The organism is Nonomuraea sp. SYSU D8015, assembly GCF_008065375.1.
Taxonomy (GTDB): Bacteria; Actinomycetota; Actinomycetes; order Streptosporangiales; family Streptosporangiaceae; genus Nonomuraea.
Genome location: NZ_VJYI01000003.1, coordinates 602,876 through 621,469, shown reverse-complemented (window position 1 = coordinate 621,469; position 18,594 = coordinate 602,876). Strand labels below are relative to the sequence as shown.

Sequence of the window (18,594 nt, the reverse complement as noted above, 5' to 3'; positions counted from 1 at the left end):
GGGCATGCCGGCAGATGAGCAGCCGATCCCGTCGGTGTGGGCCCGCCCGCGCAAAGAGCGGGAGCAACCGGTCCTGAGCAGGGGGCACATCGTGGCCGAGGCCGTGCGGCTGCTCGACGAGGAGGGCCTCGACGCGCTGAGCATGCGCCGCCTCGGCAGCAGGCTCGGCGCGGGCGCCACCTCGCTCTACCGGCACGTCGCCAACAAGGACGAGCTGTTCGAGCTCGCCGTGGACGAGGTCTACGGCGAGCTGCCCCTGCCCGAGATCGGCGATCCGGCCGACTGGCGGGCCGCCGTCACCAAGATCGCGCACGAGCTCCGCGCGACCATTCTGCGCCACCCGTGGGTCGCCACCAAGCTCGGCGAGGCGGGGCTGGCCTACCTCGGGCCCAACGTGCTGCGGCGATCGGAATACCTGCTAGGCCTGTTCGAGGGCGCCGGCTTCCCGCTGAAGGAGGCCGACCGGGCGGAGAACGCGGTGACCGCTTACGTGCTGGGGGTCTCCACCACCGAGGCGGCGTGGCTGTCCATGGTGGCCCGCAGCGGGCAGAGCCCGCAGGAATGGGCCGAGCGGCTGTGGCCGGCCGCCGAGCGAGCCGTCCAGGACTTCCCGCGGCTGCGGGCCCGCTATGCCGAGCAGCGCGCGAGCGCCCTGGCCGACGAGAACGACGACGCCTTCGACTACGGCCTCCAGCGCATCCTCGACGGGCTCGAATCCCGCCTCCGCACCCTCCCCTGACCCCGAACGGTACGGCCGCGGTCGCCGGTCGGCGGTGCTCAGATGGCGGCCTCTCCGCGTGCGACCTTGCCCGCGTGTCCCAGTGAGATCAGCGCCACCGTGCGCGCGTCGGGCTCGCCCCCGCTCAGCGCCTCCCGGATCCGTTCGCGAACGGCCGCCCGCGGGCCGGGATCCGCCTCGGGGAACTCGTCGTACTTGATCAGCTTCAGAAGGCTGCGCCGCTCGTGGTGATCGCGCCCCTGTCGGCCAGCCGCCGCAGCAACCGCGCCCGCCGGTCGGGTGTGTACATGGAGTTCCAGTAGTCGCCGAACTCCGGCGCCGGCTCCGTCGCGGTCAGCCGGCCGAGGGGCCGGTCGAGTTCGTCGTCCCCCACAGGCGCGGGGTCGATCACCTGGAGGCGGCCGTCCCGGAGCTCGAGCCTGCCGCGGACGGCCAGCTCAGCCAGGACGGCCGCGCTGAGCAGGTAGTCGAGGCTCTCCAGTTCGACGAGAGGTGAGCCCTTGGGCCTGTAGGCGAGCAGGAGGAGTTCTTCTGCCAGGAGCAGGTCCATGCCCCCTTGCTGGCGCACCGGAGGAATCGCGGGGCGAATGTGCGCCGGGGATCTTGCGAGGCGGCCTCGCGTTACGGAAGGATCACCGAATCGAACCGTTCCAAAAGGGGTGAACCGGGAGTTGCCCCCCACGCCGACGAACCCCCTGCCGCTCCACCACGACCTCTACCTCATCGCCCACGGCCAGTCCGGCAGGCCCTTGATCCCTCGCTGGTCGATGGCGCTCGGGCTGGCCGCGGCCGCGCTGCTGGAGCTGGCCCTGGACGACCGCGTCGTGATCGCCCGGGGCCGGGTGGCGCTCTCCGGCCCGGCCGGGCGCACCGGCGACGCCGTGGCCGACCATCTCCTCGCGCTCGTCGCCGCCGCCCCAGGCGGCGACGTCAGGTTCCCGATCAGGCAGGCGGCGGCGGACGCCTGCGATCTCACCAGGGACGCCCTGGTCTCCGCCGGGGTGATGGTCCGGATCGTCGAGCGCAGGATGGGCCTGCTGCCGTACAGCCGCTACCGGCCGGCCGCGATCGCGCCGGTCCTGCGCGCCTCCGCGGGGGTGCGTACCGTGGTCGAGGGATGGAGGCCTCCGGACACGCGGTGCGCCGCGATGTGCGGGCTCATGGCCGTGCTCCGGTTGGAGGAGGAGCTCTGCCTCGACCAGCCCCGGAGCCGGCTCGTCGCCCGCCTGCGCGAGATCGCCGACACCGGCTCCCGGGAGATCACCCAGGTGGTCGGCGTCGTCGAGACGCTGGTCACGAAACCCGCCATCCCCATCAGTCGCTGATATGTCGTGATATGTGGACGATGCCCCATACGCGCGTTACGCTCCGCTGGCCAATACATGGGGGGAATCCATGAGCTACACGCTGTTACGCGGCACGTTCGTCATCCGGTATCCGGACCTCCCGCGCCAGGGACCCGAGCCCGACGGCGACACCGTCAAGTTCCTGCCCGACTCTCCAGCGCTGGTCGAGGCCCTGCCGCGGCACTCGGGCCGGCCGCCGAACATCAACCGCCGCGGCGTCTCCGTACGCCTGGAGGCCATAGACGCGCTGGAGACCCATTTCTCCGAGACCCACCAGGAGCCGCTCGGCGCCCTGGCGGCGCGGGACGAGCTGCTGCGCCTGCTCGGCTTCACGAACGTGGTCTTCTGGGACGACCTGCCGAACCAGGTCCGCTCCGCCGACCAGGATTCGGTCCGCGGCCACGTCCTCACCAACGGCATCGACGCCAACGGGCGGCTGATCGCGTTCGCCTACGCGGGCGACCACCCGGCCGCCGACGGCTCCAGCGTGTTCCTGGACGGTCCGCTGGCCGACGGCTCAGTGAACGCCGCCCTGCTCGCCGCCGGGCTGGTCTACCCCGCCTTCTACGCCACGCTGCCCGCCGAGCTGCGGACGCACCTGGCCGAGGTGTCGGCGGCGGCCAGGGAGAAGGCCGAGGCCACCGGCATCTGGCCGCGTTCGGCCGCCGACCCCGACGGTCCTGCCACCGTCCCGGACCTGGCCGCGCTCGAGCAGCTGGTGATGTGGCCGAAGCTGTTCCGGCGCATCGTGCCGTATCTCGCGGAGGGCTTCCCGGACTTCGACGGCTTCGACGCCTGGCTGCGGGCCGACCCGGTGCACCGCGACGACCAGCTGTTCCTGATCGACAAGCTCGAACGGGGCAACCTGCACGACGTCGTACGGGCCTCCGGGCAGCAGATCCAGCTGACGGTGTGGCCGGAGCGGTTCATCATCAACCCGGATCCCGCGCCGCCCGGCTCGACCGTCAAGCCGCCGCTCCTCGCCTCCGGCGACCTGCTGATCGTGGCCGCCCTGCCGGACCCGGCGGGGGCCGACCTCGGCGCCGAGACCGTCACCCTGCTCAACGTCACGCCGGACCAGGTCGACCTGGCGGGCTGGTGGCTGTCGGACGCCGGCGGCGGCCGCAAGGAGCTGAGCGGCGCCGTCGCCGGTGGCGCCACGCTGCGCGTGACGCTCGACGGCGCCCTGCGGCTCGGCAACCAGGGCGACGGCATCGTCCTCGTCGATCCCGGCGGGAACACCATCGACCAGGTCACCTACAAGGGCGAGCACGTCCGCGCGGGCCGCACCATCTGCTTCGTCCGCTGAGACTCCCCTCTCATGCCCCGGCGTTGACGATGGCCGAGGCACGCTGGCCGAAGGCGAGCGGGGCGCTCACCGTGCCGCCCCCGCCCACGGAGACGGAGTTCATGGTGAGGCTGGCCGCCTGCAGCCGGTAGGCGCCGGTCTCCACGCCCCGCTCCTCCAGGAAGTCCAGGACGGCGTCGGTCAGCCGCTGCTCGATCATCCGGGTGTACTTGGCCGCGTCGAGGACCTGGACGTGAGTGTGCAGGTCCTCGCTCGCGCCGAGCTCCCGGACGCTGAAGCGGGCACCGTACGGATGGACGAGGTGCTCGCGCGGGTCGGGCGGCGTCACGTTCTGCCGTACGGCCTGCGCGATCACGCGGGCGACCCGCACCGGGGCGGCCAGCACGTCGCGCAGCAGCCGCAGCCGCTGCGCCGTGATCGCCTCCCACGCGATCCGCCCGCCGGTCATGGTGGGCAGGCGGTCCACCACCTGGTACGGCCTGGACACCGGCGGCAGCACGGTCACCACGAACTGCGTGCAGAGCATCCGCCCCTCGACCGCCAAGTAGATGAACGCCGACGTCAGCGCCTGCTGGTCGGCCGCGGGCGCGACGAGGTCGCCGTGGACGTCGCGGATCTCCTGGCCGGCGTCGTTGATGGTCACGCGCTGGTAGTAACGCACGCCGCCCTGCGGGTGGCGGATGACGGCGGCGATCTCCTCGGGGGTGGCCTGGAACCTCGGCAGGCCGTCCTCGCCGATCAGCGGATGCGCCACGGGAATCCGCTCGCGGTGCCAGTCGGCGACCGGGAAGATCCCGCGCGTCACCACGTGGTCGCCGAGGTCGAGCCGCTGGATGCCCTCGTTCGGGCGCAGCACGCGGTCGCGCATCTCCACCAGCCGGTCGCGGACGAAGGCGTGCAGTTCGACCGGGTCGATGTCGATCGGACGGTCCTGCCGCCGGCCGCCCCGGGGGCCGCGTGCCCGGTCCAGCTCGACGGCGATCGACCAGCTCCGCTCGATGGAGCCGGCGCCCATGAACGCGTCCTCGCCGGCGTACATGGTGATGTTGCCCCACTGGGCGCGGCGGACGTAGTCGAGCCTGCGGCCGATCTTGGGCTGGCTGTCCTTGTCGATCGGGTCGGGCGCGCCCGGCCGGAGCGAGCCGGCGAGGGTCAGGTAGATCGCGATGCGGTAGACGACCGCCACGCCGAGCGTGACGACCGGGACGAAGAGCGTCTGGGCCAGGGAGGAGCCGCCCACGACGCCGGCCGGGCCCGGCGGCAACGCGTACAGGTCCTCGTACGGGGACCGCTCCGTGAACAAGGCGGCCGCCACGGCGACCACCTGGCTGAGCACGACCGTGAAGAACAGCGTCGCCACGGCGTAGGCCGCCCACAGCCAGATCAGCAGACGCAGGAACAGCGGCCCGCGCCGGACAGCGCGCACGGTGAGCAGCGCGAAGGGCACGAGCGTGAACACCCAGGCGAACGTGCTCATGGGAGCGATCAGCAGGCCGAGGGCGAAGAGCGCGGTGATCAACGCGTCGCGGACCACGAGCATCGTGCGCGAGCGCCGGCAGTGGTGAAGCACCGGCATGAGGTCGAACCCGCCGTAGGAGGGAGGGACCGCACGGTACGGGTCTAACACCAGCTCGCCCAGCACCCGATCGCGGAACCCGCTGTCGAGGTAGGCCGCGGCGCACAGGTATCGCGTCACGTTGCTCATCTGAGGGTTTATGACGACCACGCCCTCTCTCATCGATTTCACGTGCGGGCGATCTTAGGGGTCGTCAATACTTCAAGAAAGCGTCGTTATCAAATAGTCTCGTCCTGCCAAATTTTGTGCGGATATTCCGTGTGAGGTGCAATGGTGCACGTGACGGTCTCCGGCCGCCTGTGCGGGCGGTGCGGTTCCCACGTCGGTGGCCTCCGCCAGTGCCCGCGCTGTCGCGCCCCGCTCGTCGAACAGCCGCAATCGCCGGCAGAGGACTGGGCACCGGAGGAACCGCACCGCGAGCCGAGCCGGGGGTGGCCGGCGTTGCTGATCGGCGTGGTGGCCGCGACCCTCGTGCTCGGCATGACCTGGTGGCTCGTGGCGGGCCGCGCTTCGGTCCCCGACGGGGGCGCCGCCGCGGGGGAGGCGCCCGTCCTGGCCTACGGCGCGCCGGAGGCGGAGGCGGGCGGCACCGGCGAAGAGCCGCCGGCGGCCACCGACACCGGCGAGACGCCCTCGCCCGAGCTGGCCGCCGAGCAGGCCCGGCGGATGAACGAGCTGCTGGCCAGCAGCAGCGCCACCCGCGCCGACCTCTCGGCCGCCATCGAGCGGGCGAGCAAGTGCGAGCGGCGCGGGCTGGCCGAGATCGAGGGGGTCACCGCGAGCCGCCGCGACCAGCTCGCCTCCGCCCGGGGCCTCGAGGTCGACGCGCTGCCCGACGGGGAGAAGGTGAAGAAGGCACTGGTGGACGCGCTCGACGCCGCGTTCGACGCCGACGCCGCGTTCCTGTCCTGGGCCCGCCGCCACGTCGCCGGCGATTGCGAAGGTCCGGTGAACGAGGACCGCGACTTCCAGCGAGGTGTGGACAGGTCGAAGGACGCCAGGAAAGCGAAGGCCCGTTTCGCGAAGGCGTGGGAGCCCATCGCGGAAACCCACGACCTCACCGCCTGGAAGTCCGCCCAGATTTAACGGACTGTACATTTACTGCATATGTGAAAGATTCTTTACAATACGGCAACTAGTGGTGCCTGCACCGCGAATTCCGGCTCCCCGCATCTCCCTGCCCCCTATCCAAGCCCGGCGTAACGTCGGAGACTGGCTGTCCCGACCGATCAACGATGCGAAGGAGTACGCGATGTTGTTCTTACCGCGGTTCATGCCCCGCTCGATGTTCAGGCTCGCGGCGGGGGCGGCGGCGGGCTACCTGCTCGCCGTGCGCCCGTGGCATCTGCGCTGGGGCGCCGAGGACGCCGAGGTCTACGGTGAGATGGCCGGTGACGACGTCGTCCGCAACCCGCAGTACAAGGCGACCCGCGCGGTCACCGTCGACGCCCCGCCGGCGGCGGTCTGGCCCTGGCTGGTCCGGCTGGGCGGCTACGCGCCCGGCGCCGCCTCTTCCGCACCGGCGGCGCCCGCGGCCGAGCAGGAGGGGCTGAAGGTGGGCGACACGGTGCATTCCGCCCCCGACGGCTCAGGGTACGTCGTGGAGCAGGTCGATCCGCCGCACACGCTCGTGCTGGCCCACCGCGGCCCGGACGCCGCCACCACCTGCTCCATCGCCCTGCGCGAGGTGGCGGACGGCAAGACCAGGATGGTGTTCCGTGTACGGATCCGCGCCGAGCCCGGCCTGCGCGGCACCGCCTACCTCGCCCGGATGGACGTGTCCGATTTCGTGGCGATGCGCAGCCGGATGCTGACCGTCAAGTCGCGCGCCGAGTCCGCGAGCTGACCTCGGAACCATGAGGCGCCGTCCCGCCCCGTGCGGGACGGCGCCTCATGGTGTTGACGGGAGACCTTTCCGGGCTTTACGGTTCCGGCCAACGGCGAAACATATCGTCATATTTCCGAAAACTTTCGGAGGCGCCATGTTACGAGCAGTTGTCGCGATCAGCCTGCTGGGACTCCCGGCGGTGAATCCGGCGCAGCCCGCGGACCCACCGGCCATCACCGTGAACGAGCGCGTCAGGCACCAAGAGATCGACGGTTTCGGCATCTCCCAGGCGTTCCGGCGCAACGAGCTGCTCAAGGCGCTGTCGGAGACCCAGCAGCGGGAGATCCTCGACCTGTGGTTCGACCGGCAGAAGGGGGCCGGGATGAGCATCCTGCGCCTCGGCATCGGCTCTTCCCCGGCGGGCAGCCCGTACGACCACATGGTGTCGATCCAGCCGGAGAACCCCGGCGGCCCCGACGCGCCGCCCAAGTACGTGTGGGACGGCGACGACAACAGCCAGGTCTGGGTGGCCAAGGAGGCGAAGGCGTACGGCGTGAAGCGCTTCTTCGCCGACGCCTGGAGCGCGCCCGGCTACATGAAGGACAACGGCGACGACAAGAACGGCGGGCAACTCCTGCCCGAGTGGCAGCGCGCCTACGCCGAGTACCTGGTGGCGTACACGAAGTTCTACGCCAAGGAAGGCATCAAGATCACCGATCTCGGGTTCACGAACGAGCCCGACTGGACGGCCACGTACGCCTCCATGCGCTTCACCCCCGAGCAGGCCGCCCAGTTCGTCAAGGTGATCGGGCCGATCGCCACGCGGGCGGGCGTGAAGCTGGTGTGCTGCGACTCGTTCGGCTGGAGCCAGCAGAAGGCGTACACGGCCGCCATCGAGGCCGACCCCGAGGCCCGCCGCTGGGTGAAGACCCACACGGGCCACACGTACGCCAGCCCCGTGGACGGCCCGCTGCCGACGAACAGGAAGTCCTGGATGTCGGAGTGGAACCCCAACGGCAACACGTGGAACACGGCCTGGGACGACGGCAGCGGCTACGACGGCATCACGATCGCCAAGGCCATCCACGACGCGCTCACGCTGGGCAACGTCAGCGCCTACGTCTACTGGCTGGGCGCCTCGCGCGGCTCGACCAGGGCGTTCATGCAGATCGACGACACGGCGAAGACGTACAGCGTGTCGAAGCGGCTGTGGGCGATGGCGGCGTACAGCAGGTTCATCCGGCCGGGTGCGGTCCGGCTGGAGGCCTCGGCGGCGGATCCGGCGCTGAAGGTCTCGGCGTTCCGCAACCCCGACGGGTCGCGGGTGGTCGTGGCGCTCAACACGGGCACCGCGCCGGTCACGTGGAAGGGCGTGCACGGCAGAGCGACCGCCTACGTGACGAACACCGACAACTCACTCACGCCGTCCCCCGTGGCCGGCCGCACGGTGACGCTCCAGCCGCGGACGCTCACCACCATCGTGGTTCGCTGATCAGCGGTGAGAGCCCGGCGCGGGTGCCCCGGGCTCTCACCGCTCCCCGGTCACCGCCTGCGGGGCCTCCCGTGCTCGATCACCTCTGCTGCGCCCTCTGACCTCCCCTGTGGCTTTTGTGGTGGTCACGTCGAGGGTGCCGTCGCGTTGCCGGGATGAGCCGGGGGTGGCGATGCGGTCGCATCCGCTGCCTCGTGGTGATGGCCGGGCGGCGGCGCGGTGGAGCCGCGGACGACCAGGGTGACCGGGAGCAGGACGGAGCGGGCCGGACGGCCGGGGTCGTCGATGCGGTCCAGCAGCATGCGGGCGGCCTCGGCGCCCAGCTCGTGGTGGGGCACCGCCACCGTCGTCAGTGGCGGGCGGAGCTTGTCGAGGAACGGCATGTCGTTGAAGCCGATGACGCTGATGTCGCCGGGGCAGGACAGCCCGCTCTCGGCGAAGACGTCGTAGCAGCCGAGCGCGATGAGGTCGTTGCCGGCCACGACGGCCGTGAACCCGGTGGTGCGGGCCAGGAGCTCGCGCAGGGCGGCGGCCCCGTCCTCCTCGCTCCAGCGCGCGCACTCGATCACGAGCGCCGGGTCGTCGGCCAGCCCGTGGTCGCGTACGGCATGCCGGAACGCCTGCGCTCGCACCCGCCCCGTGGACGTGCCGAGCGGCCCGGACAGGTGGGCGATCCTGGTGTGGCCGAGCTCGGCCAGATGGCCTACGGCGGCGGCCACGCCGGTGGCGTCGTCCCCGGTCACGGCCGGGATCGGCAGGTCCGGCACCTGGCGGTTGATCAGGACCATGGCGACGCCCTGCTCGTGGAGCTGCCGGAGCAGGGGGTGGTCGAGGCGCGCGGTGGCGACGATGAGGCCCTCGACCTGGCGGGACCGGAGTGACTCGATCTTGGCGCGCTCGCGTTCCTCGTCGTTGTCGGTGTTGACGATCCACACGTTGTAGCCGTCGGACTCCAGCACGCTCTCCACGCCGCGGACGATGGGCGGGAAGAGCGGGTTGGTGAGGTCGGGAATGACCAGGCCCACGGTGGCGGACCGGGAGGTCTTGAGGCTGCGGGCGACCGAGTTGGGCTGGTAGCCGAGCGCCTGCGCCGCGCGCATGACGCGGCGGGCGGTCTCGGCGCTGATCTGCTGGCGGGTCTTCGGGTTGAGCGCGCGGGAGGCCGTCGCGGTGTGGACGCCGGCGGCCTGCGCGACGTCCCGGAGGGTGGGAACCGGCGACGGGGTGGGGTTGGTCATCGGCCGCCGTCTTCTCCTCGGTCGAGCAGGTCATTGACGTCCCCGTCGTGGGCCGTGCCGTAGCGGCGTCTCAGGGCGAGGACCGTGGAGAGGGACTCCACGTCCGCGCGGCCGTCGGCCACCAGGCCTTCGTCCGGGTCTTTCAAGCGCTGAAGGTAGCGCGTGGCGGCGGCGGGCGGGAGCCGCAGCGCCGTGGCCGCCTCCTCGACGACGACGCCGTCCGCCTCGCCCCGCAGGATCGCGGCCGCGGCCTCCTGGAGCGCGGCGGCGAGGGCCCGCGCGCCGGGGTTCGCGCCCACGGCGCACAGGACCGTCCCGAGGTACGGGCGGCACACGTCGGTGAGCCCGGCGACGCGGACCGCTCCCGCCTGCTCGGCACGCAGGTCGGAGCCCGCGTTGAGCATGGTGGCGGCGCATCGGCCGGCGAGCAGCGCCGACAGGCGGCGGGGCGTGGAGCCGAGGGCGACGAGCCGGTAGTCGCCGCCACCGGACGCCTCTCCGCCGATGAGCCGGTCGACGGCCGCCGAGGGCGTCTCTCGGGGAGCCTGCTCCGGGAGGCGCGGCGGGCGAAGGCCGAGGGAGTCGAGGATCGCGTACAGGGCGAAGGCGAAGCCGGAGAAGGGGACGTCCACGCCGATCAGCTCGCCCTTCAGCTCCTCCGGCGAGGTGAGGCCGGGGCGGGCGTACAAAGCGAGGCCGAGGTCGCGGTCCACGGCCGACACGATCCGCACGTCGCCCGCGGGCCGATGGGCGATCACATTGTCGGGGCTGGTCAGCGCGGCGTCGAGGGCGCCGTCGAGCAGCGCCCGGAACTGGGCGGGGGAGGAGGCCACCGGCTCCTCGGCGACGTCCCCGCGCAGCAGCCCGAGACGGCGGGCGGTCCGCAGCAGCACCGACGGGCTGAACGCGCCCACCACCAGGCGCCGGGCCGCGTCCGTGTGTCCGGTCACCGTCCCCCTCCGCTCTGCACTCGTTTGCATCCACACAGCGATCCCCTTGACAGTACCTGCATTCAAACGGAGGCTCCTAGCCAACGCAATCGTTTGCGGGAAACGAGTACGCGCGCGGCTAAGAGGCTCGTCGAAGGAGGGCTCATGACCGCACAACCCCCCAGATCACCCGCACGCCGATCCCGCCTGACCCTGACCGTCGCCGTCGCGGCCGCCCTGGCCCTGACGGCCTGCGGGCAACGCCCGTCCGAGACACGGGCGAGCGAGGTGGACAAGCCCATCGTGATCGGCATCTCGCTGCCGCTCACCGGGGACTTCGCCCAGCCGGGCAGCGAGGCCAAGCGCGGTTACGAGATCTGGCGCGACATGGTGAACGCCAAGGGGGGCGTCCTGGGCCGCCAGGTCCAGCTCAAGATCGTCGATGACGCGAGCAACCAGGACACCGTGGTCGCCGACTACACCAAGCTGATCACGCAGGACAAGGTTGACCTGCTGCTCGGCACGTTCTCCTCGCTGCTGAACTACCCCGCCTCCGCCGTGGCGGAGAAGAACCGCATGGTGTTCGTGGAGCCGGCGGGCGGCGCGCCGGACATGTTCTCGCGCGGCTTCAAATACCTGTTCTTCGCCCAGCCCGCAACCGCGCCCCGCCAGGCGGACGTGTTCGTGAACTACATCAAGTCGCTGCCGGAGGCCGAGCGGCCCAAGACCGCCGCCTACCCGAGCCAGGACGACCCGTTCGCGCTGCCGGTCATCAAGTCGATGCAGACCCAACTCGAGGCGCTGGGCGTGAAGACCGTCTACAGCGAGGTCTACCCGGCCGACACCACCAACTTCCAGAGCGTCGCCAGCACCCTGGCCAGCAGGAAGCCCGACCTGGTCGCGCAGGGCGCGGTGTTCGAGGACGGCGTCGGGATGGTGCGCTCGCTCAAACAGCTCGGCTTCTCGCCGAAGATGCTCTTCCAGACCTCCGCGCCCAGCAACTCCAGCCAGTACAGCGACGGCGTCGGCCTGGCCAACACCGAGGGCGTCTTCTACACGGTGAGCTGGAACGAGAAGGCCACCACGCCGCTCAACGCCGAGTTCGTGGCCGCGTACCGCAAGGCGCACAATGCGGCGCCCGCCGAGGACGCCGCCGACGCCTTCGCCGCCGCGCAGGTGCTCCAGGCCGCGGTCGAGGCGGTCGGCGCGATCGACCAGGACAAGATCAAGGACTGGCTGCACGCCAACACCGTCCAGACCCTGCTCGGCCCGCTGAGCTGGAAGGAGAACGGCGAGCCGAAGGGCAGCTTCCTGCTGGCCCAGTGGCAGGGCGGCAAGGTCGAGGTGGTCGGCCCGCCCGAGCTGGCCACATCGAAGACCGTGGTGAACCCCAAACCCGGCTGGAAGTGACGCGATGGCGCACTTCGTGCAGGCGATCGCGCTGGGGCTGCTCATCGGCGGCGTGTACGCGCTCATGGCCTCCGGGCTGACGCTGATCTTCGGGGTGATGCGGATCATCAACGTCGCCCAGGGCGCGTTCCTGGTGCTGGTGGCGATGGTGACCTGGTGGCTGTGGAACCGGACCGGGATCGACCCGATCGTGGCCTCCGTGGTCACCACGCCCATGATGTTCGGGTTCGGGTGGCTGTCGTACCGGCTGCTGATCGCCCGGATCCGTGGGTCGTCGCCGTCGATGTCGGTGCTGCTGACGTTCGGGTTCGCGCTGGTCATCGAGGGGGTGCTCAACCTCACCGCGGGCAACAAGTTCAAGTCGGCCGCCCCGTCGTACTTCGAGGAGTCGTTCCGGGTGGGCGCGATCTCGCTGCCGAAGGCGCAGGTGTTCGGGTTCGCGGCGGCGGCGGGCGTGCTGGCGGTGCTGTACTACGTGCTGCACCGGACGTGGACGGGGCGGGCGATCAGGGCGGCCACGCAGAACCCGTCAGGGGCGGCGCTGGTCGGCGTGAGCGCGGCGGGCACGGGGGCGCTGGCGTTCGCGATCGGCAGCGCCACGGCCGGCGTCGGCGGGTCCATCCTGTCGGTGCTGTATCCCTTCTTCCCTGCCTCGCACTACGAGTGGATCTCGCGGCTGCTCGGGATCGTGGTGCTCGGCGGGCTGGGCAGTCTGCCGGGCGCGGTGACCGGGGCCGCGATCCTGGGGCTCGCCGAGACGCTGACCGCGACCTACGGCTCGCTGGGCTGGTCCACGCTGGTGTTCTACCTCGTGATCATGGCGGTGCTGCTGGTCCGGCCCCAAGGGCTGTTCGGGGCGCGGCTGCGGGAGGACGCCGCATGAAATCCAGGACGAGGCGGGCGCACCTGGTGGCGGCGGCGTGCCTGCTCGTGCTCGCCGTCTATCCGGTGATCAACCCGTGGCAGCCGTACCCGCAGGCGGTGCTGCTGCTCGGGTTCCTGCTGGCCGTCCAGGCGACGAGCTGGAACATCATCTCCGGGTACGCCGGGTACGTCTCGCTCGGGCACAGCATGTTCCTGGGGCTGGGGTCGTACACGGTGGGGATCCTGGCCGCGCGGTGGGGCGTCAACCCGCTGTGGGTGGCGCCGCTGGGCGGGGTGACGGCTACGGTCATCGCGGTGCTCATCGGCGCGGTCGTGCTCAGGACCCGCGGCCACGCCTTCGTGATCATCACGATCGCCATGCTGCTGGCGGCGCAGATCATCGCCGTCAACGCCAGAGACCTCACCCGCGGCTCGGACGGGATCACGCTGGAGCTCCCGTTCTGGCACCGCGACTTCCAGAACATCCCCTTCTACTACGCGTTCCTCGCGCTGCTGGTGCTGACGGTGCTGTTCAGCGCCTGGATCAGGCGCACCAAGCTCGGCACCGGCCTGATCGCGATCAGGGAGGACGAGGGCAAGGCCGCCACGATCGGCGTCGACACCACCCGCTTCAAGATCGTCGCGTACGCGGCCAGCGCGTTCTTCATCGGCGTGGCCGGCGGCGTCTACGCGTACTACCTGACCTTCATCAACCCGGTCGGCTCCTTCGCGATCCTCGGCAGCGTGACGATCGTGCTGGCCGCCCTGACCGGCGGCCGCGGTACGTTGTACGGGCCGGTGGTGGGGGCGTTCCTCGTCAACCTGGTCAGCGAGGCGGCCACGGTCTACGCGGGCGGCGTCCAGTCCAGGGTGCTGCTGTTCGGCGGCGCGCTCGTGCTCGTCGTGCTGTTCCTGCCCAAGGGCATCCTGCCGACCGTGGAGGCGTGGTGGCGGCGTCGGCGTCCGGCCGAGGTCGCGTACATCGAGCCTTTGGCGGTGCGCGAGCGGGTGCCGCAACCTCCCGAACCCGGTGACGTGCTGCTGTCGCTGCGTGGCGTGTCCAGGCGGTTCGGCGGCCTGACGGCGGTCGACGACGTCTCCCTCGACGTCCGCCAGGGCACGATCACCGCCCTGATCGGCCCGAACGGCTCCGGCAAGACCACCCTGTTCAACCTGGTCACCGGCGGGCTGCCGGCCGACTCCGGCGAGATCTGGTTCGACGGGCGGCGCGTCGACGGGCTGCGGCCGTGGCGGCGCTGCCATCTCGGGCTCGGGCGGACGTACCAGGTGACCCGGCTGTTCAAGGAGATGACGGTCCGCGAGAACGTGGTCGCCCCGCTGGCCGACGCCCGCTGGCGCACGATGGTGTCCGACGCCGTCCGCGGTCACGAGGCCGAACGCGCCGGCGAGCTGCTCGACCTCGTGGGTCTCGGCCGCTTCGCCGATCAGAGGGCGGGCGCGCTGTCGTACGGACAGCAGAAGCTCGTCGAACTCGCCCAGGTCCTCATGCTGGAGCCCAGGCTGATCCTGCTGGACGAGCCCGCGGGCGGCGTGAACCCCAGCCTGCTCGGCCGCCTCACCGACGTGATCCGCGAGCTCAACGCGCGAGGCGTCACCTTCCTCGTCGTCGAGCACAACATCCCGCTCGTGCTCGACCTGTGCGACCCGGTCGCCGTGCTCGCGGGCGGGCGGCTGATCGCCGAGGGTCCGCCCGGACAGGTGCGGGAGGACCCGGCGGTGCTGGAGGCGTACCTCGGAGACGACCGGCTCCCGGCGGTGAGATAGATGCTGCAGCTGAAAGGCGTGATCGCCGGTTACGGCGGCGGCAGCGTGCTGCGCGGCGTCGACCTGGAGTGCGCCGAGCGCACGATCACCTGCGTGGTCGGCCCCAACGGCGCCGGCAAGTCCACCGTGCTGCGCGTCATCAGCGGCCTGCTCGCCCCTGCCGAGGGTGAGATCCGTATGGACGGCGAGCTCATCGGCGGGCGCCCGCCCGGCGAGATCCTGCGCCGCGGCATCGCGCAGGTGCCGCAGTCGCACGCCCTCTTCCCGGCCATGTCGGTACGGGAGAACGTGCTGATGGGCGGCTACCTGATCCGCAAAGATCGCAGGCTGCTGCGCGAGCGGCTCGACCAGGTCATGGAGCGCATGCCGCTGGTGGCCGAGCGGGCCCGCGACAACGCCGGCAACCTCAGCGGCGGCCAGCGGCGCATGGTCGAGATCGCCCGGTGCCTCATGCTCGACCCGCGGCTGATCCTGCTCGACGAGCCGTCGCTCGGCCTCGACCCGCGCGGCCTGGCCGGGATCGCCGAGGTCGTCCGCGACCTCAACCGGGCGGGCACCACCGTGCTGCTGGTCGAGCAGAACGTCCGGCTCGGCCTCGGCCTGGCCACGCACGGCGTGGTGATGGAGGGCGGGAAGGTCCGCCTGACCGGCACGGCCGCCGCCGTCCGGGACAACCCCGAGATCGCGTCGCTTTACCTGGGAGGTGACAGAGGATGGACGAGCGGGTCGCCTCCGCCATCGCGCACTGGGGGCCCCGGTTCACCGCCAACGGCGTGACCGTCTCCGACTTCGAGCGCGTCACCCGCGACCTCGGCAGCTGGGACGGCTGGTGCGCGGCCTGGTCGTCGATGGCCGCCGAGCACGAGACGCTGGGCCGGCAGGCGCTGGCCACCGGCCGCCTGCTGTCGGCCGGGCAGCACCTCGCGCAGGCCGCGCTCTACTTCCACTTCGCCAAGTTCGTGTTCGTCAACGACCTCGACCAGATGCGCCGGGCCCATCGGCGGGCGGTGACCTGCCTCGACGACGCCCTGCCGCACCTGTCGCCGCCCGGGCTGCGCATCGAGATCGACTTCGAGGGCGGGCTGCTCGCCGGCGTGCTGAGGATCCCACCGGGTCCGGGGCCACATCCGGCGGTGCTCATGCTGTCCGGGCTGGACTCGGCCAAAGAGGAGCACCGCGAGGTCGAGCGGCTGTTCCTCGAACGAGGGCTGGCCACGTTCGCCGTGGACGGGCCCGGGCAGGGCGAGGCCGAGTACGACCTGCCGATCAGGGCCGACTGGTCGCTGCCCGGCAAGGCGCTGCTCGACGCGCTGGCCGCCCAGCCGCCCATCGACCCCGCCAGGATCGGGGTGTGGGGAGTCAGCCTCGGCGGCTACTACGCGCCCCGGGTGACGGCCGCGGCCGGTGACCGGATCAAGGCGTGCGTCGCGCTCTCGGGGCCGTACGACTTCGGCGACTGCTGGTCCGACCTGCCCCGGCTCACCAGGGACACCTTCCGCGTCCGGGCGGGCGCGCGCACCGAGGAGGAGGCCCGGCGCATCGCGTACACCCTCACCCTGGAGGGCACCGCGAACGCCATCACCGCTCCGCTGCTCGTGGTCTTCGGCCGCAAGGACCGCCTCGTCCCGTGGCGGCAGGCCGAGCGGCTGGCCGCCGCCACGAGCGGCGACAGCGAGCTGCTCATGCTGGAGGAAGGCAACCACGGCTGCGCCAACCTGGCCCCCTGGCACCGCCCCTACACCGCCGACTGGCTGGCCCAGCGGCTGAAAGGCACGACCCGATGACCCAGAAACAGCGAGTGGGCTGGATCGGCACCGGCCGCATGGGAGCGCCCATGGCCGAGCGGCTGGCCCGGGCCGGTGTGGACCTGACCGTCTGGAACCGCACCCGTGCCAAGGCCGAGCCCTTGCGCTCGCACGGCGTGACGGTCACGGACGCGCTCGCCGATCTACGTGACCGCGACGTGGTCTTCACCATGGTCGGCACTGCGGCCGACCTCGACGAGGTGCTGAGGGACCTGCTCGGCGACGGCGCGACTGCCGGCGCGTCGACCGACGGCTCGACGGCCTCCCGGCCGGGTGTGGTGGTGGACTGCTCGACGATCTCCATGGAGCAGTCGGCCGCCGCCCGGCAGGAATGCGCCTCGCGTGGGGTGGCGTTCCTGGCCGCCCCGGTCAGCGGCAACGGCAAGGCCGTGCGCGCAGGGAAGGCGTCCCTGGTCGTCTCCGGCCCGCGCGACGACTACGACGACGTGGCCGGGCTGCTCGGGCACCTGGGCAGGTCGGTCGTCTACGCGGGCGAGGGGGAGACCGCCCGCCTGGTGAAGATCGCCCACAACCTGCTGCTCGGCGTCGTCACCCAGACGCTCGCCGAGATCACCGTACTGGCCGAGAAGGGCGGCGTGTCCCGGCACGCGTTCCTGGACTTCGTCAACAACAGCGTCCTGGGCTCGGAGTTCACCCGCTACAAGTCGCCGGCGTTCGTGCGCCTCGACTACACGCCCACGTTCACCCCGGTCCTTCTGCGGAAAGACTTCGACCTCGGCCTGGCCGCCGCCCGCGACCTGGACGTGCCCATGCCCGTCACCGCGGCCACCGCGCAACTCGTCCAGGCCGCCGTCAGCTCGGGCCGGGTGGGGGAGGACTTCGCGATCCTCCTGGACCTCCAGGCCGCCGCGGCCGGGCTGGAACTCGAGCCCGAGGACGTGCCCGTGGACGACGGGCTGGGCCCCGAACGCGGGACTGAGAGGCCGAGCTCATGACCGGCCGTCCGCTGCCCGCCCCCGGCCACATGGGCGTCGACTTCGAGGAGCGCGTCGACTTCGCCCGGCTCAGGGACTACCGCCTGAGCCGCGCCCGAGCCTCACTCGAGTCGAGCCGGTGCGGCGCGTTCCTCCTCTTCGACTTCTACAACATCAGGTACGTCACCCAGACCTGGATCGGCGGCGCCCTCGGCGACAAGATGACCAGGTACGCCCTGCTCACCCGCGGCGGCCCGGTGCGCCTGTGGGACTTCGGCTCGGCCGCCCGGCACCACAGGCTCTACAGCCCGTGGCTGAACCCGGACGACTGCCACGCCGGCATGCTCGGCCTGCGCGGCGCCATCGCCCCGACCGCTGGCTTGATGGCCGACGCCGTCCGCCAGATCAAAGGGCTGCTGGAGGACGCCGGGCTGGCCGGTGAGCCCGTCGGGGTGGACATCGTCGAACCGCCGTTCCTGTTCGAGATGCAGCGCCAAGGCTTGACCATGATCGACTGTCAGCAACTCATGCTGGACGCCCGCGTCATCAAGTCTCCCGACGAGATCATGCTCCTGACCCAGGCCGCGGCCATGGTGGACGGCGTCTACCAGGACATCGTCGAGGCGCTGAAGCCCGGCGTCCGCGAGAACGAGATCGTCGCCCTGGCTAACAAACGCCTCTACGAGATGGGCTCCGACCAGGTGGAGGCTGTGAACGCGGTGAGCGGCGAACGCTGCAACCCGCATCCGCACAACTTCTCCGACCGCCTGATCCGCCCCGGCGACCAGGCGTTCTTCGACATCATCCACTCCTTCAACGGCTACCGGACCTGCTACTACCGGACGTTCGGGGTCGGCAGCGCGACGGCCGCGCAGCGGGAGGCGTACGCGAAGGCCCGGGAGTGGATGGACGCCTCGATCGCCATGATCAAGCCCGGCGTGGGCACCGACCAGGTGGCCGCGGTGTGGCCTCGCGCCACCGAGTTCGGCTTCTCGGACGAGATGGCGGCCTTCGGGCTGCAGTTCGGGCACGGGCTGGGGCTGGGCCTGCACGAGCGGCCGATCATCTCGCGGCTGAACAGCATGAGGGAGCCGATCGAGCTGCGGGCCGGGATGGTGTTCGCGCTGGAGACGTACTGTCCGGCGAGCGACGGGTTCTCGGCGGCGAGGATCGAGGAGGAGGTGGTGGTGACGGAGGACGGGTGCCGGGTGCTGACGTTGTTCCCCGCGCAGGACCTGGTGATCACCAACCCGTACTGATCACTAGTGATCACGGACCGTACGCGAACATTTGCAAAGAGGGAGCAGGGTGAGTCAAGCTCGGCTAATGTTGCCGCGT

At 71.3% G+C, this 18,594-nt stretch carries 16 protein-coding genes and 1 pseudogene; 13 read left to right on the top strand and 4 right to left on the bottom strand.

The window, feature by feature from the left end:
- Positions 1-4: 4 nt before the first annotated feature.
- On the top strand, positions 5-739 hold the full coding sequence (locus tag ID574_RS18260; RefSeq protein ID WP_188190071.1) for a TetR/AcrR family transcriptional regulator: 735 nt from the start codon (positions 5-7) through the stop codon (positions 737-739).
- Between the two features lie 38 nt (positions 740-777).
- Here ID574_RS18260 and ID574_RS18250 read toward each other — a convergent pair.
- Positions 778-1,289: pseudogene (locus ID574_RS18250) on the bottom strand (GOLPH3/VPS74 family protein).
- A gap of 121 nt (positions 1,290-1,410) precedes the next feature.
- On the opposite strand from ID574_RS18250, the gene ID574_RS18245 reads away from it, so the two are divergent.
- Both ID574_RS18245 and ID574_RS18240 read left to right on the top strand, forming a co-directional pair.
- On the top strand, positions 1,411-2,064 hold the full coding sequence (locus tag ID574_RS18245; RefSeq protein WP_188190069.1) for a GOLPH3/VPS74 family protein: 654 nt from the start codon (positions 1,411-1,413) through the stop codon (positions 2,062-2,064).
- 70 nt (positions 2,065-2,134) lie between these two features.
- Positions 2,135-3,394 (top strand): lamin tail domain-containing protein, encoded by a 1,260-nt coding sequence (locus ID574_RS18240; RefSeq protein ID WP_223166815.1) that lies wholly within the window; start codon positions 2,135-2,137, stop codon positions 3,392-3,394.
- A gap of 10 nt (positions 3,395-3,404) precedes the next feature.
- Here the strand turns inward: ID574_RS18240 and ID574_RS18235 are convergent, their stop codons facing one another.
- The gene (locus ID574_RS18235) at positions 3,405-5,099 is read right to left on the bottom strand and encodes a hypothetical protein (protein WP_188190068.1); all 1,695 of its coding nucleotides are present in this window, start codon (positions 5,097-5,099) and stop codon (positions 3,405-3,407) included.
- Positions 5,100-5,411: 312 nt separating this feature from the next.
- Here ID574_RS18235 and ID574_RS18230 point away from each other — a divergent pair, with 312 nt between their 5' ends.
- From ID574_RS18230 to ID574_RS18220, 3 genes are all read left to right on the top strand, one after another.
- Positions 5,412-6,056 (top strand): hypothetical protein, encoded by a 645-nt coding sequence (locus tag ID574_RS18230; protein WP_188190067.1) that lies wholly within the window; start codon positions 5,412-5,414, stop codon positions 6,054-6,056.
- 166 nt (positions 6,057-6,222) lie between these two features.
- On the top strand, positions 6,223-6,816 hold the full coding sequence (locus ID574_RS18225) for an SRPBCC family protein (RefSeq protein WP_188190066.1): 594 nt from the start codon (positions 6,223-6,225) through the stop codon (positions 6,814-6,816).
- 136 nt (positions 6,817-6,952) lie between these two features.
- Positions 6,953-8,290 (top strand): glycoside hydrolase family 30 protein, encoded by a 1,338-nt coding sequence (locus ID574_RS18220; protein ID WP_188190065.1) that lies wholly within the window; start codon positions 6,953-6,955, stop codon positions 8,288-8,290.
- Between the two features lie 125 nt (positions 8,291-8,415).
- Here the strand turns inward: ID574_RS18220 and ID574_RS18215 are convergent, their stop codons facing one another.
- Both ID574_RS18215 and ID574_RS18210 read right to left on the bottom strand, forming a co-directional pair.
- Positions 8,416-9,528 carry a LacI family DNA-binding transcriptional regulator gene (locus ID574_RS18215; RefSeq protein ID WP_188190064.1) on the bottom strand — a complete coding sequence of 371 codons (1,113 nt, stop codon included), beginning with the start codon at positions 9,526-9,528 and terminating at the stop codon, positions 8,416-8,418.
- The gene (locus ID574_RS18210) at positions 9,525-10,478 is read right to left on the bottom strand and encodes a substrate-binding domain-containing protein (protein ID WP_188190063.1); all 954 of its coding nucleotides are present in this window, start codon (positions 10,476-10,478) and stop codon (positions 9,525-9,527) included. The genes ID574_RS18215 and ID574_RS18210 overlap by 4 nt, the downstream gene beginning before the upstream one ends.
- Positions 10,479-10,622: 144 nt before the next feature.
- Here ID574_RS18210 and ID574_RS18205 point away from each other — a divergent pair, with 144 nt between their 5' ends.
- Genes ID574_RS18205 through ID574_RS18175 form a run of 7 tightly spaced genes read left to right on the top strand, consistent with a single transcriptional unit; the run spans position 10,623 to position 18,515 of the window.
- Positions 10,623-11,867, top strand: coding sequence for an amino acid ABC transporter substrate-binding protein (locus ID574_RS18205; RefSeq protein WP_188190062.1), 1,245 nt, complete (start codon positions 10,623-10,625; stop codon positions 11,865-11,867).
- Between the two features lie 4 nt (positions 11,868-11,871).
- On the top strand, positions 11,872-12,750 hold the full coding sequence (locus ID574_RS18200; RefSeq protein ID WP_188190061.1) for a branched-chain amino acid ABC transporter permease: 879 nt from the start codon (positions 11,872-11,874) through the stop codon (positions 12,748-12,750).
- Positions 12,747-14,516, top strand: a complete 1,770-nt coding sequence (locus ID574_RS18195; RefSeq protein WP_223166814.1) for a branched-chain amino acid ABC transporter ATP-binding protein/permease — start codon at positions 12,747-12,749, stop codon at positions 14,514-14,516. Before ID574_RS18200 ends, ID574_RS18195 begins: the two co-directional genes overlap by 4 nt.
- Positions 14,517-15,293: an ABC transporter ATP-binding protein gene (locus ID574_RS18190; RefSeq protein WP_188190060.1), complete on the top strand. Its 777-nt coding sequence runs from the start codon at positions 14,517-14,519 to the stop codon at positions 15,291-15,293.
- A complete protein-coding gene (locus ID574_RS18185) occupies positions 15,230-16,300 on the top strand; it encodes an alpha/beta hydrolase family protein (protein WP_188190059.1) in 1,071 nt (356 codons plus the stop codon). Before ID574_RS18190 ends, ID574_RS18185 begins: the two co-directional genes overlap by 64 nt.
- The gene (locus tag ID574_RS18180; RefSeq protein WP_188190058.1) at positions 16,297-17,277 is read left to right on the top strand and encodes an NAD(P)-dependent oxidoreductase; all 981 of its coding nucleotides are present in this window, start codon (positions 16,297-16,299) and stop codon (positions 17,275-17,277) included. Before ID574_RS18185 ends, ID574_RS18180 begins: the two co-directional genes overlap by 4 nt.
- Positions 17,274-18,515: a M24 family metallopeptidase gene (locus ID574_RS18175; RefSeq protein ID WP_188190057.1), complete on the top strand. Its 1,242-nt coding sequence runs from the start codon at positions 17,274-17,276 to the stop codon at positions 18,513-18,515. Before ID574_RS18180 ends, ID574_RS18175 begins: the two co-directional genes overlap by 4 nt.
- Positions 18,516-18,594 lie beyond the last annotated feature (79 nt).